The sequence below is a fragment of the Candidatus Benthicola sp. genome (genome assembly GCF_058719085.1).
Map to the genome: position 1 here is coordinate 1 of NZ_JBZQEK010000011.1, position 23,873 is coordinate 23,873.

23 protein-coding genes and 5 tRNA genes are annotated in these 23,873 nt (G+C 67.2%); 17 read left to right on the forward strand and 11 right to left on the reverse strand.

Annotated elements, in window-relative coordinates; all coding sequences use genetic code 11:
• Positions 1-988, forward strand: a 988-nt coding sequence (locus AC36XV_RS01050; protein ID WP_492201830.1) for an ATP-binding protein, incomplete at its 5' end; no start/stop codon positions are given.
• A complete protein-coding gene (locus tag AC36XV_RS01055) occupies positions 985-1,608 on the forward strand; it encodes a response regulator transcription factor (RefSeq protein WP_492201831.1) in 624 nt (207 codons plus the stop codon). The genes AC36XV_RS01050 and AC36XV_RS01055, both read left to right, overlap by 4 nt.
• Before the next feature lie 47 nt (positions 1,609-1,655).
• On the opposite strand, the gene AC36XV_RS01060 is transcribed toward AC36XV_RS01055, so the two are convergent.
• Positions 1,656-1,729: transfer RNA gene (locus AC36XV_RS01060), tRNA-Arg, on the reverse strand.
• Between the two features lie 314 nt (positions 1,730-2,043).
• Here AC36XV_RS01060 and AC36XV_RS01065 point away from each other — a divergent pair.
• Positions 2,044-2,487 (forward strand): Hsp20/alpha crystallin family protein, encoded by a 444-nt coding sequence (locus AC36XV_RS01065; RefSeq protein WP_492201832.1) that lies wholly within the window; start codon positions 2,044-2,046, stop codon positions 2,485-2,487.
• A gap of 285 nt (positions 2,488-2,772) precedes the next feature.
• Complete coding sequence (locus AC36XV_RS01070) at positions 2,773-3,549, forward strand: hypothetical protein (protein WP_492201833.1); 777 nt, start codon at positions 2,773-2,775, stop codon at positions 3,547-3,549.
• Here AC36XV_RS01070 and AC36XV_RS01075 read toward each other — a convergent pair.
• The 5 genes from AC36XV_RS01075 to AC36XV_RS01095 all read right to left on the reverse strand — a co-directional run bounded on the left by AC36XV_RS01075 (position 3,528) and on the right by AC36XV_RS01095 (position 9,626).
• A complete protein-coding gene (locus tag AC36XV_RS01075; RefSeq protein ID WP_492201834.1) occupies positions 3,528-3,689 on the reverse strand; it encodes a hypothetical protein in 162 nt (53 codons plus the stop codon). The two genes, AC36XV_RS01070 and AC36XV_RS01075, sit on opposite strands and share 22 nt — an antisense overlap.
• Before the next feature lie 27 nt (positions 3,690-3,716).
• Positions 3,717-4,463: a hypothetical protein gene (locus tag AC36XV_RS01080; RefSeq protein ID WP_492201835.1), complete on the reverse strand. Its 747-nt coding sequence runs from the start codon at positions 4,461-4,463 to the stop codon at positions 3,717-3,719.
• Positions 4,464-4,726: 263 nt separating this feature from the next.
• Entirely contained in the window at positions 4,727-7,609 is a 2,883-nt protein-coding gene (fdhF, locus tag AC36XV_RS01085; protein ID WP_492201836.1) for a formate dehydrogenase subunit alpha, read from the reverse strand.
• Positions 7,606-7,998, reverse strand: a complete 393-nt coding sequence (locus AC36XV_RS01090; RefSeq protein ID WP_492201837.1) for a hypothetical protein — start codon at positions 7,996-7,998, stop codon at positions 7,606-7,608. Before AC36XV_RS01090 ends, fdhF begins: the two co-directional genes overlap by 4 nt.
• Positions 7,995-9,626, reverse strand: a complete 1,632-nt coding sequence (locus AC36XV_RS01095; RefSeq protein ID WP_492201838.1) for an NADH-ubiquinone oxidoreductase-F iron-sulfur binding region domain-containing protein — start codon at positions 9,624-9,626, stop codon at positions 7,995-7,997. Before AC36XV_RS01095 ends, AC36XV_RS01090 begins: the two co-directional genes overlap by 4 nt.
• 218 nt (positions 9,627-9,844) lie before the next feature.
• Between AC36XV_RS01095 and AC36XV_RS01100 the strand changes: the two genes are divergently transcribed.
• Genes AC36XV_RS01100 through AC36XV_RS01115 form a run of 4 tightly spaced genes read left to right on the forward strand, consistent with a single transcriptional unit; the run spans position 9,845 to position 13,380 of the window.
• Positions 9,845-10,387 (forward strand): RNA polymerase sigma factor, encoded by a 543-nt coding sequence (locus tag AC36XV_RS01100; protein ID WP_492201839.1) that lies wholly within the window; start codon positions 9,845-9,847, stop codon positions 10,385-10,387.
• Positions 10,384-11,124 (forward strand): hypothetical protein, encoded by a 741-nt coding sequence (locus AC36XV_RS01105; protein ID WP_492201840.1) that lies wholly within the window; start codon positions 10,384-10,386, stop codon positions 11,122-11,124. Before AC36XV_RS01100 ends, AC36XV_RS01105 begins: the two co-directional genes overlap by 4 nt.
• A 25-nt stretch (positions 11,125-11,149) precedes the next feature.
• Positions 11,150-12,592 carry a HEAT repeat domain-containing protein gene (locus tag AC36XV_RS01110; RefSeq protein ID WP_492201841.1) on the forward strand — a complete coding sequence of 481 codons (1,443 nt, stop codon included), beginning with the start codon at positions 11,150-11,152 and terminating at the stop codon, positions 12,590-12,592.
• 8 nt (positions 12,593-12,600) lie between these two features.
• Positions 12,601-13,380 carry a HEAT repeat domain-containing protein gene (locus AC36XV_RS01115; protein WP_492201842.1) on the forward strand — a complete coding sequence of 260 codons (780 nt, stop codon included), beginning with the start codon at positions 12,601-12,603 and terminating at the stop codon, positions 13,378-13,380.
• A 24-nt stretch (positions 13,381-13,404) separates the two neighbouring features.
• Here the strand turns inward: AC36XV_RS01115 and AC36XV_RS01120 are convergent, their stop codons facing one another.
• Together AC36XV_RS01120 and AC36XV_RS01125 are read right to left on the reverse strand one after the other, a co-directional pair.
• On the reverse strand, positions 13,405-13,806 hold the full coding sequence (locus tag AC36XV_RS01120; RefSeq protein ID WP_492201843.1) for a hypothetical protein: 402 nt from the start codon (positions 13,804-13,806) through the stop codon (positions 13,405-13,407).
• A 14-nt stretch (positions 13,807-13,820) separates the two neighbouring features.
• Positions 13,821-14,747, reverse strand: a complete 927-nt coding sequence (locus AC36XV_RS01125; protein WP_492201844.1) for a DUF1207 domain-containing protein — start codon at positions 14,745-14,747, stop codon at positions 13,821-13,823.
• Positions 14,748-14,923: 176 nt separating this feature from the next.
• On the opposite strand from AC36XV_RS01125, the gene AC36XV_RS01130 reads away from it, so the two are divergent.
• On the forward strand, positions 14,924-15,379 hold the full coding sequence (locus AC36XV_RS01130; protein WP_492201845.1) for an Lrp/AsnC family transcriptional regulator: 456 nt from the start codon (positions 14,924-14,926) through the stop codon (positions 15,377-15,379).
• A 36-nt stretch (positions 15,380-15,415) separates the two neighbouring features.
• On the opposite strand, the gene AC36XV_RS01135 is transcribed toward AC36XV_RS01130, so the two are convergent.
• Positions 15,416-16,339, reverse strand: a complete 924-nt coding sequence (locus tag AC36XV_RS01135) for a DUF1207 domain-containing protein (RefSeq protein ID WP_492201846.1) — start codon at positions 16,337-16,339, stop codon at positions 15,416-15,418.
• Positions 16,340-16,449: 110 nt separating this feature from the next.
• Here AC36XV_RS01135 and AC36XV_RS01140 point away from each other — a divergent pair, with 110 nt between their 5' ends.
• Positions 16,450-17,166 (forward strand): uracil-DNA glycosylase, encoded by a 717-nt coding sequence (locus tag AC36XV_RS01140; protein WP_492201847.1) that lies wholly within the window; start codon positions 16,450-16,452, stop codon positions 17,164-17,166.
• A 30-nt stretch (positions 17,167-17,196) separates the two neighbouring features.
• Here AC36XV_RS01140 and AC36XV_RS01145 read toward each other — a convergent pair whose 3' ends face one another.
• Both AC36XV_RS01145 and AC36XV_RS01150 read right to left on the reverse strand, forming a co-directional pair.
• Positions 17,197-18,156 carry a polysaccharide deacetylase family protein gene (locus AC36XV_RS01145; protein WP_492201848.1) on the reverse strand — a complete coding sequence of 320 codons (960 nt, stop codon included), beginning with the start codon at positions 18,154-18,156 and terminating at the stop codon, positions 17,197-17,199.
• A 7-nt stretch (positions 18,157-18,163) separates the two neighbouring features.
• Positions 18,164-18,310, reverse strand: coding sequence for a hypothetical protein (locus AC36XV_RS01150; protein ID WP_492201849.1), 147 nt, complete (start codon positions 18,308-18,310; stop codon positions 18,164-18,166).
• A gap of 98 nt (positions 18,311-18,408) precedes the next feature.
• On the opposite strand from AC36XV_RS01150, the gene ligA reads away from it, so the two are divergent.
• The 7 genes from ligA (at position 18,409) to AC36XV_RS01185 (ending at position 23,863) form a co-directional block, all read left to right on the forward strand.
• Entirely contained in the window at positions 18,409-20,433 is a 2,025-nt protein-coding gene (gene ligA, locus AC36XV_RS01155; protein ID WP_492201850.1) for an NAD-dependent DNA ligase LigA, read from the forward strand.
• Complete coding sequence (gene polX / locus AC36XV_RS01160; protein WP_492201851.1) at positions 20,433-22,196, forward strand: DNA polymerase/3'-5' exonuclease PolX; 1,764 nt, start codon at positions 20,433-20,435, stop codon at positions 22,194-22,196. The genes ligA and polX overlap by 1 nt, the downstream gene beginning before the upstream one ends.
• A 56-nt stretch (positions 22,197-22,252) precedes the next feature.
• Positions 22,253-23,074 carry a GntR family transcriptional regulator gene (locus tag AC36XV_RS01165; protein ID WP_492201852.1) on the forward strand — a complete coding sequence of 274 codons (822 nt, stop codon included), beginning with the start codon at positions 22,253-22,255 and terminating at the stop codon, positions 23,072-23,074.
• Positions 23,075-23,125: 51 nt separating this feature from the next.
• Positions 23,126-23,198 (forward strand) — tRNA-Gln (locus AC36XV_RS01170).
• Positions 23,199-23,276: 78 nt separating this feature from the next.
• A tRNA-Ser gene (locus AC36XV_RS01175) sits at positions 23,277-23,363 on the forward strand.
• Between the two features lie 140 nt (positions 23,364-23,503).
• A tRNA-Ser gene (locus tag AC36XV_RS01180) sits at positions 23,504-23,591 on the forward strand.
• Positions 23,592-23,781: 190 nt separating this feature from the next.
• A tRNA-Ser gene (locus AC36XV_RS01185) sits at positions 23,782-23,863 on the forward strand.
• The last annotated feature ends 10 nt before the right edge of the window (positions 23,864-23,873 follow it).

Genomic DNA, 23,873 nt, shown 5'->3' on the forward strand with positions numbered 1-23,873 from the left:
CGTTCGCATGACGCCCGACGAATTCTTCGAGTCCGTTCACCCGGACGATCGGGACCTGACACGGGAAGCCGTGGGCCGCGCGCTGTCCGGAGAAGACGAGTTTCTCGTGGAATGCCGGCAGCAGGCGGAGGACGGGACGATTCGATGGCTGTCCCTGCACGGCACCGTCGAACGTGACGGCCAGGTTCGGCCCGTACTGGTTCGCGGCGCTTCCCGGGACATCACGGGCCGCAAGCGGGCCGAGACCGAGCTGGAGATGAGACGAATCCAGCTAGCGCAGGTCCAGCGGGTCTCGACCGTGGAGCAGCTCTCGTCGACCCTGGCGCACGAGCTGAGTCAGCCTCTTGGCGCCGTCCTGCGAAATGCCGAGGCGGCCGAGCTTCTGCTTCGGAAGGAGCCGGTCGAGCTCGACGAGTTGCGGGCCATCGTGAGGGACATTCTCCGCGACGATCGGCGAGCCACGACGATCATCGACCGGCTGCGCACCCTCCTCAAACAGAGCGACTTGGCCCTCGAGGAGTTCGCGGTCGATCCTCTCCTGCGCGAGGTCGAGGCGCTCGTTCGATCCGAGTTCGAGGCGCGGGCCGCATCCCTGCAGGTGGAGGTCGAGCCCGGACTGCCCGATGTCCTTGGAGACCGCGTACATGTCCTGCAGGTGATCCTGAATCTTATCGTCAACGCCCTGGATGCGGTCGGGCAGCAGGATACCGCCCGTCGGAAGATCCGTCTCCATGTCTCCCCGGATGAGAGCGGGGAGATCGAATTCGCAGTGATCGACCGTGGTACGGGGGTCCCGCCGTCAGAAGACGGGACCGATATCTTCGATCCGTTTTACTCGTCGAAGCCGGAGGGCACCGGCCTGGGACTCGCGATATCCCGGGCCATCGTCGAGGCGCATGGGGGCCGCATCTGGGCCGAAGCGAATCCGGAGGGAGGAACGATCTTCCGATTCACGCTCCGCGAGGCTCCGACAGGGAGCGGAACGTGAGCGAGACGACGCAGACCGTCTTCATCGTGGACGATGACGAGTCGCACCTGGTGAGTATGGAACGCCTGGTGCGCGCGTCAGGGTATCGCGTCGAGTGCTTCTCAACCGCCGGCGACTTTCTCGCTCGACTTCCCTTCGACGCCGCAGGCTGCGTCATCACGGACCTGAAGATGCCGGAGGTGGACGGCATCGAGCTTCAACAGGCGCTCGCGCAGTCGCACAATCCCCTGCCGATCATCTTTCTGACGGGGCACGGTGACGTTCCCACGAGCGTGACCGCAATGCGCGGCGGCGCGGAGGACTTTCTGGCCAAGACGGCCCCGGCCGAGACGCTGCTCGCCGCCGTCGAACGGGCGCTGGAACGCGACGCGCGCCAGCGCGAGGAACGGACCCGGCTGGCTGGACTACGGTCACGCTTCGACCGGCTGACGCCGCGTGAGCAGGACGTACTGACGCATGTGTTGCGCGGACGCCTGAACAAGCAGATCGCCCGCGATCTCGGAATCTCAGATCGCTCGGTGAAGCGCCATCGCCGGAGCCTGATGAACAAACTCGAAGTCGACTCCGTGGCCGCTCTCGCGCGACTCGCATCTGCGGTGGGACTGGAGGCGTCTCGGTAACGATTGAGTGACCCCGGCTGGACTCGCCGTCGAGCGAAGCGAGACAGTGACCCCGGCTGGACTCGAACCAGCGGCCTTCGGATTAGGAATCCGACGCTCTATCCTCCTGAGCTACGGGGCCGTATTGCGGCGGCCACAATATAGCCCGACAAACCCTGATCGCCACCGCAGGCAACGCCCCCACGCACGTCTCGCGAGCGCCATCCTCTGCCGTTTTGACTCTCGGCTCGATCAAGTTGACCGACCGATCCCGGGCAAAACGCCAAAAATGCAGATTCTCGTGCCCAAAATCCGGCACGACGGTTGCATTTTCTTCTGGCGCAACGAGCGAGCGCCCACCGAGCAGGAGTGAGCGCGAAAGCAGAAACCTGGGCCGGCTCGGACACGTGGCCGGCAGATACGATCAGGAACCAAACCAAGACCAAGGAGGACGACATGACTCTCCCGACCCGACGCCGCTCGACGACCGTTTTTCGTCCGTTCCCGGAGCTTCGCTGGGATGCCGATCGTCTGATGGATGAGTTCTTCGGCCGCCAGCTTCACATGACTCCGAGCGGTCCGGAAGCGGACTTCTACGAGACCGAGAACGAGTTCGTGCTCGAGATGGATCTCCCCGGATTCCGGCAGAATGACGTGGAGCTCACGGTGGAGAAGGGCGTTCTCTCCATTTCCGGAGAGCGCACCATCGAGCGTGACGAGGAGAAGGGCAACTATCACCTCCGGGAGCGCTCGTGGGGCAAGTTCTCGCGCAGTTTCTCGATCCCGCACACGATCGATGCCGATGGGGTCGAGGCCGCGTTCAACAAGGGCGTCCTGACGGTGAAGATGCCGAAGGCGGCCGAGGCGCTGGCCCGGAAGATCCAGATCCAGGGCGAGTAACCTGGAACCCACAACGCATGGAGCATGACCGGGCGGAAGGAGCTGGGCGCCCGGAACGGGAGGGGTCGGCGAAAGCCGGCCCCTTCTCACATCGGTGTTGCGGCGCTGCGCACTTCACATCGGCGGGCGATTTATGTACGGTAGGGCGACCGAGGCTGTAAGCGCGGGCCTCCGGGCCCTCCTCCGGGGGCCCGCGCCGGATGAACGGATTCACGAGCCCCGTCGGACATTCCGGACCGCGAGCGCGCGGTCGTTTCCATTCGAACAGATCCAAGGAGTATCCGCATGCGAAGACTCGTTACCGCTGTCTGTACCGCGGCGCTGATGTTGCCCCTCAGCCCCGTTCCATCCGCGGCGCAGGAGATGGAGCAGGGAGATCTGGCCATGGTGATGCACGTCGAGGTGGCCCCGGCCCAACGCCGTGCATACCGGGCGGCGGCCGAGAAGCTGAAGGCGGCCGCCGAGGCGGCCGGGATCGAGGACAAGGAGTGGCACTTCTGGAGCCACAATGCCGGGTTCACGCTGTACTACCCGATCGCCGACTTCGCGTACTTCGACGATCCGATGCAGCTATGGCGAGAGTTCGACGGCACCCCGGGCGAGGAGCTCCGGAACGAGTTCTACGAAGAAATGGCGGCGGTCCCCTACACGACGAAGACCGAGGTCGTGGAGAGCATCCCGTCGCTGACCTACTGGCCGGAAGGCTATTCCGACGTGGGGGCGAACCACGTGCACTTCGAGTGGCTCACGAGCTTCGCCAACGAAGAGGCGTGGATGGAGAACGCCCGGGGCTTCGTGGCCTTTCTCGAGAGGATCGGCTACCCGTATGGCGTCCGGGCCTTCAGGACCCGGATCGGGGACGAGCGGATGATCTGGGTGTTCATGGCGCCCAGCCTGGCGGAGTTCTACGCCGACGAGGCGTGGGATGACCTGGTGGAGGCCGCGGGCGCCCAGGACGACCTGGATGCGCTGACCGCGGAGTGGGAGCCCCTGATCAGTCACTGGGAGCACAGCAGTTCGGGCTACGTCGAGAGCATGTCCTACGTTCCCGACGACATGTAGACGGTCGAGTTCCAGTCGGACATGCGCCACCGGGTCACGGCGGCGCCATCCGACCGGACGGCGAGCAAAGAGAACGGGGCGGCCAGGTTGGCCGCCCCGTTTGTCGTATGGAGCAGAGCGTGCTCCAGCCGCTCGCTCATGTCAGCTGCTTCCGCGGAAGCGCCGATTCAGTCGCCCGCCACCGTGGTGCCGAACGAGTAGAATCCGTCCTTGTGCTCGGAGCAGTACTCGGTGATGTCCGGCGCATCATCATCCATGGATTCGATCATGGCTTCCCAGCCGGCCAGGATCGAGGGGATGTCGTCGGCCATGTAATAGAAGTTGACGTTCCACTCCCCGGCCCACGCGTGCACGAACATGCCGGCGTCCGTCCACGTGCCCGCATCCACGACGGCCTGCGCCTTGGCACGCATGTAGTCGTCCCAGCCCTCCCAGACGGCACCGACGTCGGTGCACTTCCAGGAGCTCATGGCCATCTCCGGCCCCGGCGCGTCGGCCTCGGAGTCCGTGCCGTTGGCGAGCTGATAGAAGCCGTCCTTATGCTCGCTGCAGTGGTCCCACAGGTTGAGACCCTCGTCACCGGCGGCTTCCTCGTACGCGTCGTTCGATACATCCTGGCCTTCGATGAGGGTCGCCTCGCTCTCGCCCACGGCCCAGAAGTTGACGTTCCACTCATCGGCCCAGTTGTGGTAATAGACGCCCGCCGAATACCACAGTCCGGCATCCACCGCGGCCTGGGCGGCGGCGGTGCCGAGGGCTTCCCAGTCCTGCCCGATCGCTCCCATGTCGCCGAAATCGCACTTCCACGAGCTGATCATCAGCATGGGAAGGGGGGCTTCCTCTTCCTGCGCGATTCCGGCGCCGGGCCAGATGAAGAACATGGCGACGGCGAACAGCATGAAACGACGTAGCATCCAATCCTCCTTGCGGATGGGCGCTCGCCGGCGGTGCCAGCTCGAGTGGTCACGGCAGCACCGGGAGCGGAAAAGAACGCCGGCTCACCCGGCGCTCGGGACAACATTCTGTATCGGAGGTCGGCGCCTCGGAGCGCCGCTCGTGTCAAGGCTGATCTTCCACGTCGCCCCGGGAAGATCGCCCTCGAGGCTAGCCACGAACGACACGCACTGTCAATCCCGCCGCCGGGACGCACGGGATTACGATCCCGGCACGAACGGCCTCAGTCGACCGGCGTGAGGCGAACCGCGCAGAACTTGAACCCGGGGATCTTTCCGTACGGGTCGAGTGCATCGTACGTGAGGACGTTCGCGGCGGCTTCGCGGAAGTGGAACGGAATGAACACGCTACCGGGGAGGAGCGTCTTCGAGGCGAAGACGGTCAGGGTGATGGAGCCTCGACGGGAGGAGACGCTCACCCGTCCGCCGTCCCGGGCGCCGAGGGCCGCGATGTCGTCCGGGTGGACTTCGATCCTGGCCTCGGGCGCGATGGCGTGCAGGGCCCGTGACCGGCGGGTCATGGTGCCGGTGTGCCAGTGTTCGAGGAGGCGTCCGGTGTTGAGTACGAACGGGTACTCCTCGTCCGGGGGCTCGGCGGCGGGCGTGAACTCGGCCGGCACGAACCGCCCGAGGCCATCCGGGGTCGGGAACGAATCGCCGAACAGGACGGCGACTCCATCCGTCTCGAGATCGGGGCAGGGCCACAGCTTGCCGGTCAGGCCGAGGTTCTCGTGGGTGAGGCCTGCGTACGAAGGGGCCAGCGACGTCATCTCGTCGAACACCTCCGCCGGTGAGTCGTACGCCATCGGGTAGCCGAACGCCGTCGAGAGCTCCGAGACGATCCGCCAGTCCTCCCGCGCCTGTCCGGGCGGGTCGAGCGCCTTGCGCCCCACCTGGACCCGCCGATCGGAGTTGGTATACGTGCCCACCTTCTCCAGGTGTGTGGTGGCCGGGAGGATGATGTCCGCGAACTCGGCCGTCTCGGTAAGGAAGATGTCCTGGACCACCAGGAACTCGAGGTTGGCGAGCGCCTTCCGGACCTTGTTGACGTTGGGATCCGAGAGGAAGGGGTTCTCGCCCATCATGTACATCCCCTTGATGTCTCCGGCGAGCGCGCCGCCCATGATCTCCACGACGGTGAGACCCGGGTCGGGGTCGAGCTCCACGCCCCAGGCGGCCTCGAACTTCGCCCTCACCTCCGGGTCCCCGACCGCCTGGTAGTCCGGGTACACGATCGGGATGAGTCCCGCGTCCGAGGCGCCCTGCACGTTGTTCTGGCCGCGAAGCGGATGGAGACCGGTCCCCGGCCTTCCGACGTTGCCGGTCATCAGCATGAGGGCGATCAGGCAGCGGGCGTTGTCCGTTCCGTGCACGCTCTGGGCGATCCCCATGCCCCAGAACACCATCGCCGTCTTCGCTTCACCGAACAGCCGCGCGGCCCGACGAATCTCGTCAGCGGGCACGCCGCAGATCTCGGAGGCCATCTCCGGGTCGTACTTCTCGACCCGGGCCTTCAGCGACTCGAAGTCCCGCGTTCGCGTGCGGATGAAGTCGTGGTCGACGAGATCTTCTTCGATCAGCACGTGCATCACTGCGTTGTAGAAGGCGACGTCCGTTCCCGAACGGATCTGCAGGAACATCTCCGCGTGGTCCGCCATGTCGATGCGGCGCGGCTCGACCACGATGATCTTCGTCTTTCCCTCCTTCGCCGCCTGCTTCATGAACGTGGCGGCGACGGGGTGGTTCGCCGTGGTGTTCGATCCCGTGATGAGCGCCACCTCGGCGTTGCTGACATCGCCGAACACGTTGGTGACGGCGCCGGATCCGATCCCCTCGAGAAGGGCGGCCACCGAGGAGGCGTGACACAGGCGGGTGCAGTGGTCGATGTTGTTCGTCCCGAAACCGGCGCGGATCAGCTTCTGGAACAGGTACGCTTCCTCGTTGCTGCACTTGGCGCTGCCGAACCCGGCCATCGCCGAGGAGCCGTGTCGCTCCTTGATCTCCCTCAGTCGTCGCCCGGCAAGCTCCAGCGCCTCCTCCCACGTGGCCTCCCGGAAGTGCGGCAGCACGTGCTCGTAGTCTACCAGGCCACCCGGTTTGCGCCTCTTCTTCTGGTCCGGCTCCGTGACCTCGGGGGACAGCGGTCCCTTGGGGTATGCCGATTCCTTTCGAATCAGCGGGACCGTGAGGCGCTGGGGGTGATGCGCGTAGTCGAACCCGTAGCGCCCCTTCACGCACAGCCGTTCCTCGTTCACCGGGCTCGCGCGGCCGTCGGCGTACGCGACCCGGTTTCGCTCCACGTCCACGTGATAGCGGATCGCGCACCCCACGCCGCAATACGGGCAGACGGAGTCCACCGGCTGGAGGTCGGACCGGGACGGCAGGACCGAACCGTCACCGGCCGTCGCATCCTCGGCGAGCTGGACCAGCGACAGGGCGCCCGTGGGACAGACTTTCTCGCACTCGCCGCAGGCCACGCAGGTGCTGGCGCCCATCGGGTCGTCGAGATCGAACCCGATCCGGGTGCGGTAGCCCTTGCCCGTGCGGCCGATCACCGCGTTCACCTGCACGTCGTCGCACGCCCGGATGCAGCGGTCACAGAGAATGCAGGCCTGGTGATCCACCCGGATCACCGGCGAAGACGCGTCGATCGGGCGCCCGTTGCCGGAAGGGATCCCGGTCACCGGCGCCGTGCGCTGGCCGTCGCCGCCAGCTCCCGGGGGCGGCCACGGGATGTCGTACTCGTGGGCGAGCGCCAGCAGCTCGTCCTGCCCGGTCTTCGAGTCCGAAGCGGAGTCGGCTGGATAGTCGGAGAGAAGCAGCTCGGTCAGCCCCTTCCGGCAGGCATCGATCTTCTCGTTCCGGGTGGTGACCGTCATTCCGTCGGCTACCTCCCGGACGCACGAGGCGGCGAGCTTCTTCTCACCGACGTCCACCAGGCAGACGCGGCAGACGCCGACCGGGGGCAGCCGTGGATCATGGCACAGGACCGGGATCTCGATGCCGGCGTCGCGGGCGGCCTCCCACACGGTGGTTCCGGACGGGACCTCCACCTCCCGGCCGTCGATCGTGAGTCGGACCCGGGTCTCCACCGCTCCCTCGCTCATGCCCTGCTGTTCCTCGGCCAGAGAGACCAGACGATGAATCCCCCGAAGGCCAGCGTGATGACTCCGACCAGCCGGAGAGCCACCGGCTCCAGCCCGGCGCCCCAATCCGCGATCGAGCGCACTCCCTCGAGCCCGACCATGGGAATGGCGAGTCCGGAGACGATCATCAGAGCTGCGAGAACCTTGAGGGTCCGCGGGGTGCGCGACGCAGCGGCCGATATCCACATGAGCGCACCGATGGCCAGCCGGAGTCCGATGACGATCCACAGTCGCTCGGGTCTCAGGAAGACGTTCGCGAGGTCGACCAGACCGCTCGGCTGGATCAGGACCCAGCCGCCCGTCCCGATCACGAGCCACCCGAACGCGAGGACGATCTGGCGAGCGATCACGCTGAACCTCCGTTTCCGGGGGCCCCCGGTACCTCCGAGGGCCAGTGCCGGGCGACCGACAGAAGCGGATTGAGCGCGACGTACCCCAGCCCGCAGATCGAGGTCTCAGTGAGCAGGAGGTTGAGTCGGTCGATCACCTCCATGTCGATGTCCTCGCCCGTCTCCACGGCCCGCTCGAGCATCGCGGTCGCCTTCTCCGTGCCGTCGCGGCACGGGACGCACTTGCCGCACGACTCGTTTCGGAAGAACCGGACGATGTTCGCGGCCAGCGGAAGGAGTGGCGTGCCCTCGCTGACCACCACGAGCGCCCCCGAGCCCATCATGCTACCGGCCCTGGCCAGCGGATCGAAATCCATCGGGGTGTCGACCCGGTCCGCCGGCAGGAAATGCGACGAGGCTCCGCCCGGGGCGAAGGCCTTCAGGGCGCGTCCACCGCTCACGCCTCCCGCGATCTCGATCAACTCCGCGACGGTCGTGCCCATCGGGATCTCGTACACGCCGGGTCGTTCCACGTGACCCGATACGGCCACGAACTTGAGGCCCGCGCTCCCGTGGACGCCGTGCTCCATCCACCAGTCGGCCCCTTCGGCCGCGATCGCCGCCGCGTGCGCGAACGTCTCCACGTTGTTCATCAGCGTGGGCAGGTGGTGGAGGCCCTTCTGACCCGGGAAGGGTGGCTTGTTTCGCGGCTCGCCGCGGCGGTCTTCGAGGGCTTCGAGGAGTGCCGTCTCCTCTCCGAGGATGTATCCGCCGGGGGAGATGAACACCTCGACGTCGAAGTCGAATCCGCTGCCCAGGATGTCCTCTCCCAGCCAGCCGATCTCCCGGGCACGGGTGATCTCGCGTTCGAGCGCCTCCCGGGCGTCGTGGTACTCGTGCCGCAGGTAGACGATGCCGCGTGAGGCGCCGACCGTGAGCCCGGCCAGCATCATCCCCTCGATCACCAGGTAGGGCAGGTCCTCCAGGATGACCCGGTCCTTGAAGGTGCCGGGCTCGCTCTCGTCCGCGTTGCACACCACGTACTTCGGCGTGGCCGTCTCGCCCCGCACCAGCTTCCACTTGAGGCCGGTGGGGAATCCGGCTCCGCCCATGCCGCGAAGGCCGCTCTTCTCCAGCTCCCCGATGAGGCGTGTCGCGGCTTCGTCCGGGTCCGCCTGGGCGAGCGCCATGCGGATCCCCTCGTAGGCGCTCTCCGCGTCTCCGTGCGGATCGAGCTTCCACGCGCGATGCGGGCGGAGCTCCCGCTTCGGTCCTCCCTCTCGAATCGTGGTCACGATCGCGTCCAGATCCGACGCTCGGACCGGCACCCCGTTGATGCGGAGACCCGGCGCCCTCTCGCAGCACCCGAGACACGAGGATTCCTCGATCTCGACACCTGGATCATCCGACAGGGCGGCGCGGAGACGGGTCGCCAGCCCGTCGGCTCCGGCGAGGTGACAGCTCATGTCGCGGCAGACCGAGACCTGCACGGGTGCTGGCGCCGTCGTGCGGAAGTGCGGATAGAACGACACCAGCTCCTGGAGTCGGTATTGCGGGACCGACAGCCGTGCGGCGAGCTCCCGCAGGTCGTCCGTTTCCAGGTGTCCGCGCTCGGCCTGCAGCGCCTCGAGCTCGTGGATCAGGCTCATGGTCGTCCGCTGTTCAGGTGGCACCCTCGGGTGTGCAACGCCCCAAAACTAGATGAGGCCGGAGGGGCTGCCAAACCCGGCGGTCGATGGAGGCGCAATGCCGGGGTGGTGGCGTACCTTGACGCAACGGTTTCCCACGTCGTCGTGTCCGATCGGTTGAAGGCGCCGGGAAGGGCCCGGCGGGAGTCGATGAGCGGCGACAGGAAGAGCTCGAGCGAGTGGACGAGTCACAGCTTCTTGCCAGAGTACGGGAGGGAGATCCCGAGGCGGAGCGCGCCCTGTACGACGCTCACGTGGATCGGGTCTACCGGCTCGCCTACCGGATGACCGGTGACGATGCCCTGGCCCAGGACTTCACGCAGGAGGCCTTCATCCGCGTCTTCGACAAGCTGGACACGTTCCGGGGCGACTCGGCCCTGTCGACGTGGATGCACACCGTGACCACTTCGGTGGTCCTGAACGGGTTGAGGAAAGTGAAGAAGTTTCGGACGTCGGAAGTCGATCTCGAGAAGGCCCGGAGGGTGAAGGGCGGCCAGCCCCGAGCCGAGCCGGACCTGAGGGACCGACTGCGGCAGGCGGTCGACGATCTTCCGGATGGGTACCGCACCGTATTCGTGATGCACGATGTGGAAGGGTACACCCACGAAGAGATCGCCGGCGCCCTCGGCGTGGCGACCGGGACGTCGAAGGCCCAGCTGTCCCGGGCCCGGGCGAAGCTCCGCGCAGATCTTGCGGACTTCGCGGAGGAAGTAGTGGCATGAACGACCGTCATGAGCACGACAACGAAATGGAAGAGAGCGAGATCGACCGTTTCGACTCCGGCGTGGCGAGAGCGGCGAGGGAGTCGTACCACACTCCGCCCGAGACCCCTCGGGACGAGATGTGGGCGGTGATCCAGGCGGCGAGGGCCGCCCGCGGACCGGCGAAGAGCCCGGGGCAAGAGGAAGCCGTCGTCGTGCCGATCGATCGCTTCCGGCCGCGGCCCTGGTGGGCTGCCGTCGCGGCGGCGCTGGTGATCGGCGTGGTCCTCGGACGCGGATCGATCGGAGAAGCGCCTTCGCCGGCGGAGACCGTGGCGGAGAAGGGGCCGAACACGCCCGCGGCCGTGGCCGGCGGAGACGCCGCCTCGAGGCCGGAGGCGGGTGGGGAGGTGCCGCGCTCGTATCGCGTGGCTGCCGCCCGGCACCTCAACCGCACGGCGGACTTCCTGACCATGTTCCGCGTGGATGCGCGTTCCGAGCAGGTCGACGACGACCTCGGCACCTGGGCGCGACGGCTCCTCACGGACACCCGGTTGCTGATCGACTCGCCGGCCGGGAGAGACCCGGAGCTGCGGGTGCTGCTCGGGGACCTGGAACTCGTGCTCGCGCAGATCGTCCAGCTGCGAGTAGGGGATCCGGACGAAGTGGAGATCATCGATGAAGGACTGGAATCCAGTCAGCTGCTGTTCCGGCTCAAGGCCGCGCAGGCGACCGGGCCGGCGACGGTGGGACTGTAACAGGCACGGACAAAGGGAGAGAACGATGTCGAGGAAGAGGATGAAGGGATCGGGGATTCTGCTCTGCCTGGCGGTCCTGTCGTGGCCCGGCCGCGCGGATGGCCAGGAGGCGCAGGAAGTGGAGAGCGCGATGGCGCAGGCGAGCCTCGCCCGGGCGACCTACGCTCTCCAGGTGGCGCAAAGCGACGCCGTGGCGCTCTCGCTCGCCATGCAGGCGAGGGCCGACACGCTCTACCGGTCCGCCCGCAGAGCACTGAACGAGGCGGAGTACCGGCGGGCGATCGAGCTCTTCGAGCAGTCTCTGCAGGAGGAGCCCGAGTACGCGGCCGAGTCGCTCTACTACCAGGCGCTGGCGTACTACCGGCTCGGCGGGCGGAGCAACTTCGACCGCGCCTACCGGAAGCTGAACGAGCAACTGGCACGGTATCCGGAGGCGGCTTCCCACGGTGACGCCGAGGAGCTGATGATCCGGATCGAGGGAGAGCTGGCCCGACGGGGAGACGCACAGGCCGCCGAGCGGCTCGCACAGGAGGCCCAGCGGCTCGAAGCACAGCAGGTCCGCCAGCAGCACGAGGTACAGGAGCGGGCGGAGCGGGAAGCCGAAATCAAGATCATGGCCCTTCAGGCGCTCATGCAGGCGGATCCGGAGAAGGGCGTATCGTATCTGCAGCGCGTGCTGCAGAACCGTACGCCGGGGACCGCGGAGCTCCGGGGGCAGGCCATCTTCCTGCTCGGCCAGTACGGTTCCGATGAGACCGTGGACCTGATGGTGGACGTGGTGCAGAACGATCCGGATCCGGAGGTGAAGGCGCAGGCGGCCTTCTGGCTCAGCCAGGTGAACGATCCACGCGCCATCGATGCCACGATCTCGATCCTGGAGGACCCGAGCCTCGACGAGGACATCAAGGGCCAGGCGATCTTCGCCCTCGGCCAGACGGACGACCCGCGCGCCGGTCCGATCCTTCGGGACTACGCCATGCGCCCGGACGTCGATCCGGAGGTGCGGGGCATGGCGGTGCACGGGCTCGCCCAGCATCCCTCCGCGGAGAACGCGCAGCTCTTGAGGCAGCTGTTCGACGAGGTCGAGGACCCGGAGGTGCGGGACCAGATCCTCTTCGCCCTGACGCAGATGCCCGGGGCCGTGGACGGCGATTGGCTCCTCGGGATCTTCAGCGATCCGAACCAGGACGAGGATGTCCGTCAGATGGCCCTCTTCATGGCGGGCCAGACCGGCAAGGTGGATGTCGCGGTGCTCAGTCAGATGTACGACACGGCGGAAAGCCGCGAAATGAGGGAGCAGATCCTGTTCACCATGACGCAGATCGACAGCGAGGCCGCGTTCGACAAGATGCTGCAGATCGCGCGCACCGAGCAGGACCCGGAGCTTCGCCAGCAAGCCGTGTTCTGGATCGGCCAGTCGGGGGATCCGAGGGCGCAGGAAGTGCTGCTCGAGATCCTGGAACAGTGAGCAGGATCATGCGAAGAGGCGGAACGGCGGCGCTCCTGGTGAGCGCCGCAGCCTTCTGGACGATGCTCGCTCCGACCGGCGCTCGGGCGCAGGCATCGGGAGAGCTAGGCCGGCGCATCGCCTCCGCAGCGGACGGCACGGTGCACTTCCGGTTCCCGGCCCGCGAGGGCGTGTGCGGGAACGGTCACGGCATCAACCTTCATGAGGGTGAATCCGACCGGGACCGGGGATGTGAGCACGGTCCCGTTCAGGTCTCTCTGGAGAAGACGGGTCGCCGCGTCACGGACCTCGACCTGCGGGTAGCTCCCACGGCGGAGAGGCGTGAGGCGCACGACACGGATCTCGGTGAGGTCCGGCCGACGGAGGCGACCACCTACCTGCTCGCCCTCGCCCGCGAGACGGATGGCGACGTCGGGGGCGATGCGATTGCCGCCGCCTCCCTGGCCGCCGACGTCGTGATCTGGCCGGACCTGCTCGACATCGCACGCGAGGACGATCTCGAAACCGATACTCGCGAAGCCGCCGTCTTCTGGCTGTCTCAGCTTGCCGGCGAGAAGGCGAGAGCCGGTCTCGAGGACATCGTGACATCGGACGGCGATACGGAGGTGAAGGAGGTGGCTCTGTTCGCGCTCTCCCAGCTTCCCGACGGTGCGGGTTTCGACGCCCTCGTTACGGTCGTGAGGGAGAACGAGGACCCGGATCTCGTCCAGGCGTCGCTGTTCTGGCTCGGACAGACCGATGACCCGCGCGCGCTGGCGCTCTTCGAAGAGATCCTGACGCGCGAGTGATCCGGGTGGGCCGGCGCGACCCGGCTAGGGCAGCAGCACCCGCGCCGGCCTGGCGGAGCAATCGATCATCGGAGCGTTCTCGGGCGGCGCGAAGACCCCGGGCTGGATGGCGGGGGACAGGCAACGCCCACGCCCGGTGGGGTCGTTGAACCGGGTCGTCCCCGATCCCAGCTGACCGTACTCGTTCGATCCCCAGCAGTAGACCTGCCCGCCGGATGTGAGAGCGCACGTGTGATTCGCTCCGGAGCTGACCTGGACGATCCTCCCCGTGTCCTGAGGTTCCAGGGGAGACCACGCCAGGAGCACCAGGACGGCCGCCGCGAGCCAGCCACCGACGGCCAGGCGGCGGGTTCGCCGCGCGGAGCGCTGGAGACTCGCGATTCCCTGCTCCAGTCGACGAATCGATGAAATCGGTGGTTCAAGCATCGGCTCCCCCTCTTCTAGTCTGACGGCCTCACGGGCTGGAACGGCCACAGCTCCACCTCCAGGTACGCTCCCCACCACGTCTCATCGATCGTACGGAACTGTCCCATCGGAGACGGCCCGTCGTGAAACTCCGCGCCCAGGAGGAGTCGCACCGTGCGGACCCGAAAGGCGGCTCCCGCCACGACGTCCGTCGCCAGGCGCTCCGTGTAGTCCGTGGTCTGGAAGTTGGCGGCGGCGTACGGTGCGATGCGTCGGCTTCCCCACTGACTGGGGTCCCACTCGGCCCCGAACCTCAGGGCCCACCGCTCGACCGTGATCTCCCCCTCGGGATACGCGTCGCCGTACTCCACGCTCCGCCCGAGGTTGAGGTCTCCTCCCACGTAGACCCGGGCATCGAACCCCGGTCGAACGCCGACCAGGAGCTCGAAACCCTCTCGCGAAATCTGCTTCACCGGCTGGGGGTTCTCGTCCAGGTAATCGTCACCGAAGTGCGAGCTGACGTGCAGAGCCGTCAGTCGGAGGTCCCACATGCCGGCCGCCAGGCCGAACGGGAATCCCACCCTGTAGTCGGTCGCGATCTGGTCCTTCTGCGGCGATTCCATGAAGAAGCGGGTGAACACCCCGACCTCGAACCCGAGATCGATCGCCGGTCGGCCGGACGCCGCTTCCTGGAATCGAACCACCGGGAGGCGCACCCCGAGGTCCACCTGCGCTTCCAGGTTGCTTCCGTCCAGGCTGTCGTCCAGCTCCCGGTCCGCGAAGATGAACCCGCCGGCGAACTTCACTTCCCTCGGGGCGGCCCGGAGCGGAGCGACGACGAACGAGCCGGGGAACCACTCGGAGCCGCCCGCTTCCTGGGCTCGAGCCCGGGTCGGTGAGACCGTCAGGAGGAGCACACACCCGACGACGGGGGCGAAGCGGATCATCTCACGGACCGCCATTTCTGTTCGAATGGTTGCGACTCCCTTGTGGCTCGCACGAAACTGACCGAAAATTGCCCGTCGCTACGACATGTGTATGAAAACGTGGGGTTCGGTCGCGAGATACCGGTCGAGGCCGGTGCACGACCGACACACTCCCGGGCCGACGGCCTGGCGTCAATAGAGAGGAAGCGGTCATGACCTATCGGGATCTCGATCGGAGGCTGATCCGGGAGCTTCAGGTCGATGCCAGGAGATCGAACCGTCAGCTTGCCAGGGCGCTGGACGTGGCCGCCAGCACGGTGGGCCACCGTCTGCGCGACCTGGAGGAGTCGGGCGTGATTCGGGGGTACCGGCCCGTGATCGACTACCGTGCCCTCGGCCTCGGCCTGGTCGCCGTGACGCGGATCAAGGCCCGCGGGGAAGCGCTTCCCGCCATCATCCGTTCGCTGATCGAGCACCCGCACCTTACGCACGTGTACGAGATCACCGGTGAGTTCGACGTCCTGGTGATCGGACGGTTCGAGGACGAGTCGCAGATGAACCGGGAGATCAAGAGCATGCTCGGCCTGCCCGGGATCGAAGGCACCAACACCTCAGTGGTGCTGGATGCTCCGAAGGAGCAGCTGGACGTGGAGCTTCCCATCGAGTGACGGGCCGCCAGGCCAGCCCCGCGCGTCTACGGAGGGTCAGGAGCGGACGCCGCTCCGCGCCACGACGCCCGGAACGACTCGGAGGAACAGCCCGAAATACTCTTCATCCAGCGTCCGAAACTGTCCCATGCCGGACGGCCCGAGGTGGCCCGTCAGTCCGAGCTGAAGCGCTCCCGCCCCGGTACGGAACCCTACGCCGAGGACCACGTCCATGGAGAAGTGCTCGGTCAGGTCCGTGATCTCCAGATCGATCGAGCCGACGGGCCACAACCCTCTCTTGTCGCCCGCCATGCGGTCCAGGTTCAGTCCCAGCCGACCGGCGAACTCCTCGGTTCCGGTGGTCGCGAAGTTGACCACGCCGCCCAGGTAGGCCCTCAGGCCACCTTTCACTCGTCGAATGACGGTGGCTTCGAGTCCGTTGCGAGAGATTCGAGCGAACTCGACCTCGGGCGACTGCTCGAGGAAGTTGTCGCCCAGGTGCGAGCTGACGTGCACGAGAGCGATGGTGGACGCCCACCGGCGGTCGAAGCGCACCCCGACCGGAAGTGCCGCACGGAAGTCCGAGTTGATCAGGCCGTTCTGTCCGTGACCGAGAGCGAAACGGGCATCGAGTCCGCCTTCGATCGACAGGTCGATCGCGAGACCCTCCGGGTGGTCGAGGAAGAGGTAGAAGGGCAGGCGGTAGCCAAACGCGACGTCGGCCTCCGGGCTCACGTTTCCGCTTCCGGCGGGCGGATCGCGCTGCACCCAGATCGGCCCGCCACCGATATCGATTCTGTAGGAACCGCCCAGCAGGGGCCGGACGACGAGTGTGGAGGGAAAGAAGCGGGCGTCGGATGCGCTGTCCCCGCCCGCTTCCTGGGCTTGAAGCGGGCTCGAGGCGCCACACGCCAGGACCGTCAGAACGCAGAGGGCCCGGATCGCCACTCTGCAAGCCCCCTCGGCCGGATGTCGGGTCACGGGCTCCATCGCCTCAACCGGATTTCGGGTTCGCGTCCGGCCTCGCGTCAGCGTACGATCCCGGACACCCACGTTCAACCCTTCGTCCCTCGCGAAAACCGGTGCCGCCCATGCAACACCCTTCGTCCCTCGAAGACCTGCGCCAGGAAGTCATCTCCTGCCGGCGGTGTCCGCGCCTCGTCGGTTGGCGGGAGGAGGTGGCCCGGACGCGCCGCCGCGCTTTCGCCGAGGAGGAGTACTGGGGACGCCCGGTGCCTTCGTTCGGCGATCCGGAGGCACGGATCCTGATCGTCGGTCTGGCTCCCGCCGCACACGGGGCGAATCGGACGGGCCGAATGTTCACCGGCGATCGTTCGGGCGACTGGCTGTTCGCCGCTCTGCACCGGGCCGGCCTCGCGAACCAGCCGGAATCCGATCACCGAGCGGATGGCCTGACGCTCGAAGACGCGTGGCTGACGGCCGCGGTCCGGTGCGCGCCTCCCTCGAACCGGCCGACCACGGCCGAGCGCGACTGCTGTCTGCCGTATCTCGAGACTGAAGTCCGCCTGCTCGCGAGAGTCCAGGTGATCGTGGCGCTCGGCGGGTTCGCCTGGGATGCATCCCTGCGGGTTCTCCGCTCGATCGGCTGCGAAGTACCCTCGCCGAAGCCCCGATTCGGGCATGGAGCGGAGGCGATGGTCGAGTGGGCCGAGCCGACGACGGCGCGCGGCCCGAGCCTGGTCCTTCTCGGCTCCTACCACCCCAGTCAGCAGAACACCTTCACGGGGCGCCTCACGGAGGAGATGTTCGACGCCGTATGGAAACGGACCGTCGAGATCGTAGCCTGAGGCTGGGCCCGCTGCGGCGGTCCGGGCGGCTCAGCGCCAGCGGAACCGGGCCGCCAGTTCCGCCTCGGCCGTGTCGTCCCAGGGATCGACCGGGCTGAGCGGCGCCGCCCGGTAGATCCACGAGAGTCCGGTGGGTCCGACGTATTCATCCACCCGAGCGTAAACGGGATCGGCCAGGACGTCCTCCAGCGAGGCGACGGTGAAACCGTCCGCCTCGAGCGTGTCCAGCACCTCCCCGATGTGGCGTGCGGCGATCGCGTTCGCGTGGAGGAGCAGCACGTGATCGATCTCGCGGCCGAACTTCCGCACTGCGACCTGCCGGAAGTGAGCCGCCGCCTCCTGAAGGTGCCTCACGTACGCGTCGACCACCGCCGCCGCCTCCGTCGTGTCCCCCGCCTGCATCGCGAGGTCGTAGGCCCGGGCCAGGAGCCATTCCGAGTTGTCGATCGTGACGTGCGCGTTGTCGTAGCCCCATCTCTCGAGCGAGCGAGCGACGGAATCCCGCACCCAGCGCTCGTCCCCCTGATGGAGCATTGGATAGCGGAACCAACGGACCGGTCCATCGGTCAGCTCGCGCACCCGCTCCCCACACTCCCTCGCGTCGGCCAGCCACTCCTCCACGGGCGCCGAGTTCAGGTCCCGGTGGGACGTAGTGTGATTCCCGAGCTCCATCCCCGCCTCCACCCATCGCCGGAGAAGGGGGGATCCCTCGCGCATGTTTCGGCACGTCACCAGGCCCGTCGCGGGGACCCCGCGTCCCATCAGAGCGGCGAGGAGGGTGTCCGTGAGGCCTTCGATCTCGGCTTCCGAGTAGCCCTGTCCGTTCCACGGGAGGTCATCGAAGGTGATCGCGATCCGGGGCGAGGGACGACTCGCCGATGCCTCCAACGCGGAGGGCAGACCGACCTGTGACATGGCCAGCCACGAATAGCCTGCGGAATGGAGCGCGATCAGCAGGTATGGCCACCCGATCACCAGAAGGCGTCTCATGGCTTCCTCACCCCGTCGCCGCCGCCCCGGGGAGCGGCGGAATCACGGAGAATCCCCGAAGCCCCTCGTAGAGGCGGATGCTACCTCTTACCTTCTCGAACACGGCGAAGGTCGAAACGGTGACCTCGTGCGTGTCTCGTGGCCATGCCGTCACGCGGTTGCCTCCGTCCGCTGGAGGAGTTTGCCCAAGATACCCGGGAGCCCGGGATCGTCACCATGGCGACCCCGGTACCGGAGGAGCTTTCGAGGTTCATGGATCCAAAGTCGGCGGCGGATCGCGCCGCGGAGCTCAGGGAGCAGATCCGCCACCACGATCACCTATACTACGTGCTCGACTCTCCCGAGATCTCGGACGCCGAGTACGACCGCATGTTCCGCGAGCTCCAGGAGCTCGAGGAGCGGTTCCCCGATCTGCGCACCCCGGATTCACCGACACAGCGGGTGGGCGGAGAGCCCCTGAGCTCCTTTCCGACCGTCGAGCACGTCGCCCCCATGCTCAGTCTCGACTCGGACCAGACGGAGGAGGCCCTGCGGCGATTCGTCGACCGGGTCGGCCGTGCCGTGGGCGACCCGGACCGGATCCGCTGGGTGCTGGAGCCGAAGCTGGACGGCCTCTCCATCGAACTCGTGTACGAGGACGGTGTCCTGGTCCGGGCGTCCACCCGCGGCGACGGCCTGCGGGGCGAAGGCATCACGGAGAACGCGAGGACCGTGCGGTCGATCCCGCTCCGACTGCGTGCAGGGCGAGCGCCGGTTCCTGCCAGGCTTGCGGTGCGCGGCGAGATCATCCTCGGCACATCCGCCTTCGAGGCGCTGAACGAGCGGATGATCGCCGAGGAGAGGCAGCCGTTCGCCAATCCGAGGAACGCGGCCGCCGGCTCCCTGCGCCAGCTCGACCCGCGCATCACGGCTTCACGGCCTCTCGAGGCCTTCGTCTACGACGTACTCGACGCGTCCGATCTGCCCACGTCCACCCAGTGGGACACGCTGGATGCGTTGCGCCACTGGGGCTTTCCGGTGAGCGACTACTCGGAGCGCACGTCGAGCGTCGAGGAGATCCTGGCCTACCACGCTCGCCTGGACGCCGAGCGCGACGACCTCCCGTTCGAGATCGACGGTGTGGTGATCAAGCTGGATGACTTCGCGGCCCGCGAGGAGCTCGGGTATACGTCACGTCACCCCCGCTGGGCCTTCGCCTTCAAGTTCCAGCCGCGCGTGGAGCAGACCCGGATCGAGCGAATCCTCGCGAGCGTCGGCCGCACCGGCGTGGTCACGCCCGTCGCGATCATGGAGCCCGTGAACATCGGCGGCGTGACCGTCACCCGTGCCTCGCTTCACAACCGCGAGGAGATGGCGCGGAAGGACGTCCGCCCCGGAGACCTGGTTCGCGTGCAGCGCGCGGGAGACGTGATCCCCCAGGTGCTCGGACGGGTGCCCGAGCCGGACCGCAAGCGTGGTCCCGAGTATCGAATGCCCGAGATGTGCCCCTCCTGCGGGACCGAGCTGGTGGAACGCGGACCGTTCACGGTCTGCCCGAACGGGCTCGGGTGCCGGGCCCAGCTCAAGGGACGCATCCAGCACTTCGGGTCTCGCGGGGCGCTCGACATCGAGGGACTGGGCGAGGAGACGGCCCGGCTCCTGGTAGAAGAGGGGCTGGTGAAGCGCCTCCCCGACCTCCTGGAGCTGAGGACCGATGAGCTGGTCGAGCTCGAAGGCTTCGGTGAGCTGTCGGCCGGCAACCTGGTCGCCGCCATCGAAGCAGCCTCGAAGCCGGAGCTTCACCGGTTTCTCGCCGCACTCGGCATACCGGAGGTCGGCGGCGCCGTGGCCCGCGCCCTCGCCCGGCACTTCGGCACGCTGGAAGCGGTGATGGATGCGGACGAGGATGCTCTCACCGGGGTCGAAGGCGTGGGGCCGATCATGGCCACCCGGATCGCCGCCTTCTTCGCAGAGCCGCACAATGCCGAGAACATCCGACGTCTGACGGAGCGCATGACGATCCAGGCCGCCGAGGCGCCCTCGGCCGGTGGGGCGCTGGAGGGGAAGACCTTCGTGTTCACCGGAGCTCTGGAGGCCATGAGCCGCGGCGAGGCGAAGAGGCGAGCGGAGGCGCTGGGAGCCAGGGTCACGGGGTCCGTCAGCCAGAAGACCGACTACGTGGTGGCCGGTGCCGATCCGGGCTCCAAGCTGGACCGGGCCGAAGCCCTGGGCGTGGCCGTGATCGACGAATCGCGCTTCCTCGAGCTCGTCGGAGAGGATACGGGGGAGGAGGCGTAGTGGAGAACATCGAGATCGCGGCCGTCCTGTCGGAGATGGCGACCCTGCTGGAGATCCAGGGCGAGACGAATCCCTTCCGCATCCGGGCCTACCGGAACGCCGTCTACACCTTGAAGGAGAGCCCGGATCCGGTTCGGAAGATGGTCGAGTCGGGTGAGGATCTGACGGAGCTGCCGGCGATCGGGAAGGACATGGCGGCTCACATCACCGAGTTGGTCAACACCGGTCGTCTGTCGGTGCTGGAGGAGGTGGCGGAGGAGGTCCCGCGGTCGCTCGTCGAGCTCACGAAGCTTCCGGGCGTCGGCCCGAAGAAGGTGCGGAAGCTGTGGGACGAGCTGGACATCACGACCCTGGAGCAGCTGGCGGAGGCCGCGGAGGCCGGCGAGATCGCCCCCCTCGAGGGGTTCGGCAAGAAGAGCCAGGAGAAGATCCTGGAGGCGATCGAGCGCTATCGGAAGCGCTCGGGACGATTCCGACTCTCCTCCGCCGACGAATTGGTGCAACCGCTGATCGAGTACATGCTGCAGGACCGCAGGGTCCAGCGGCTCGAGGTGGCCGGGAGCTACCGGCGTCGCCAGGAGACCGTGGGCGACATCGACCTGCTGGCGATCGCTTCCGAGCCGGGCCCCGTGATGGAGCGGTTCACCTCCTACCCGCAGGTCCGGTCGATCGAGAAGTCGGGAGACACCCGGGGCACGGTCATCCTGAACTCGGATCTCCAGGTGGACCTGCGCATCCTGCCCGAGGAGAGCTACGGGTCGGCCCTCGTCTACTTCACGGGCAGCAAGGAGCACAACGTCGAGCTCCGAAAACGCGCGCTCCAGGAGAAGCTGAGCGTATCGGAATACGGGGTGTTCGAGCTGGCCGACGAAGGGGAGGGCGAGGAAAGCACCACGGGACGCGACCTCGGGGAGCGCGTGGCCGGTCGCACGGAGGAGGAGGTGTACGCGTCGATCGGCCTTCCCTGGATCCCGCCGGAGCTGCGCACGAATCGCGGAGAGCTGGAAGCCGCCGAGAGAGGGGAGCTTCCCGACCTGATCGAGCTGGAGGACCTGCGGGGCGATCTCCAGATGCACTCGACGTGGTCCGATGGAAAGAACACGATCGAGGAAATGCTGATCGCGTGCGCGGAGAAGGGCTACGAGTACATGGCCCTCACCGACCACTCGAAGGCCCTCGCGATGACCGGCGGGCTGGATGCGGAGAAGTTGCGCGAGCAGTGGAAGGAGATCGACGAGGTCCAGGGGCGGCACTCCGGGATCCGGCTGCTCAGGAGCCAGGAGGTGGACATCCTGGCGGACGGGACCCTGGACACCGAGGACGGGGCACTCGAGGAGCTCGACCTCGTCGTGATCGCCATCCACTCCCGGTTCGATCTTCCGGCTAAGGAACAGACGAAGCGCCTGCTGACCGCCATTCAGCACCCGATGGCGAACATCGTGGCCCATCCGACCGGACGGATCATCAACCGCCGGGACCCGATCGATATCGACCTGGACGAGGTCCTCGCCTGCGCGGCCGAGCACCGGGTGGCCATGGAGCTGAACGCTCACCCGAACCGGCTGGACCTGCGGGACATCGACCTGATGGCGGCCAAGAAGCGTGGCGTGAAGATCGTGATCAGCACGGATGCCCACTCCACAGGTGATCTCGAGCTGATGCGATACGGCGTGGAGCAGGCTCGCCGCGCGTGGCTGGAGCCCGCGGATGTCCTCAATACCCTGCCGGTGGGGGACCTGCTGGCCGCCCTGAAGAAGGACTGAGTCTCCTGGCGGTCGCCCGTTGAGGAGTTCTTGAGCCGGGGCGGCATCCTCCGCCCATGATGCTCGACGGAATCCACCTCGATCGCACGTCTCGAATCCCGCTGCGGAGGCAGCTCGTCGGTCAGCTGGAAACACGAATCCTCGGCGGCCAGATCGGACCCGGGCGCAGGCTCCCCAGCGTCCGGCGTGTCGAGGAGCTGCTCGGAATTCACCGGAACACGGTGGCCGCCGCGTATCGCGATCTCGTTCAGGCCGGACTGGCCACGGCCCGACCGGGAAGCGGCGTGTATGCGCGATCCGCCGCCTCAGCGCGGGCCCCCGGCGTCGCCACGCTCACGGTGAGCGGACCCCGAGCGGTGAGAATCCAGTGCGCCGATGTCTCGATGTTCAGCGTGCTCGAGGCGGAAATGCGGGCCCGGTTCGCGCTGCAGGTGGAGCCTGCGGCTCCGACCGACGAGGCGTCGGGCGTGCCGATCCGCCTCGCTCCTGCGGCGGGATTCCTGCGATCACTTCACGTGCTCGAGAGGCCGTCGCTGGTGGCGATCGTGTCCGCTTGCGAGCACGTGAAGCGACTGGTGTCCGGCGCCGTCCTGATCCACGGAGGGGAGGGGGTCGCGTGCCTGCCCGTGCTCACCGGAGACCGAGAGGCCCTGCGACGAAGTGAACGGCTGGCCTCGCTGGTGGCCGCCGACTACGCAGCCCTGCCCTGGGCGCGAAGGGTCCTGCCGGGGGCGGTGCTGCCCCTGTCCCTCATCGCCGGCCACTCGGTCACCGCCCTGAGCGTGTTGCTCCGCCGCCATCGAACTCCTCGCTCAGCCTCTCGCCACCGGTCGCCAGCGCCGGAACGATCCCCGGAGGCAGGTGTTCATCCACCTTGATCCGGTGCGGTGAAGCTTCTATAATCGGCTCCCGCTACAGGACGGCGGCACTGGCCCGTGGTGTAATTGGCAACACGCCTGACTCTGGATCAGGAGAGTCCAGGTTCGAACCCTGGCGGGCCAATCGAAGATGCGAAAAGGCGGAGCGTCACAGCGCTCGCCTTTTTCGTTTGGCCCCGGCAGAGACAGGCCGGGTGCGGACGGAGGAGTGGCCGAGTGGCTAAAGGCGGCGCCCTGCTAAGGCGTTGGGTCCAAAAGGCCCACGTGGGTTCGAATCCCACCTCCTCCGCTGATTGAAGACATATGCGTGATGGACGGTGGGATTCTCACCGGTGCCTTCGCAGCTTCGCTGCAAAGGTCTCTCGCCGCATGGCGGCTCGAGAACGAATCCCACCTCCTCCGCTGATTGACAGTCGATGACTGGTTTCTGGACGGGTGGCCGAGCGGCTTAAGGCGCACGCCTGGAAAGTGTGTGGGCATCAAAAGTGCCTCGTGGGTTCGAATCCCACCCCGTCCGTTGCAGGCGAACGAAGTGGGATTCTCACCGGGTGCCTTCGCAGCTTCGCTGCAAAGGGCTCGTCGCCGCTGACGCGGCTCGAGGACGAATCCCACCCCGTCCGTTCCTTCCAGCAGCAGTAAAAGGGCCAGGGCGACCTCCTGACGTCGCTTCCCGCCGGACGGAACGGCCCGGTCGAGCAGGACCCCACGGAGGGGTGGCAGAACGGCAATGCACCGGTCTCGAAAACCGGCGCCCGCAAGGGCTTAAGGGTTCGAATCCCTTCCCCTCCGCTTTTCCCCA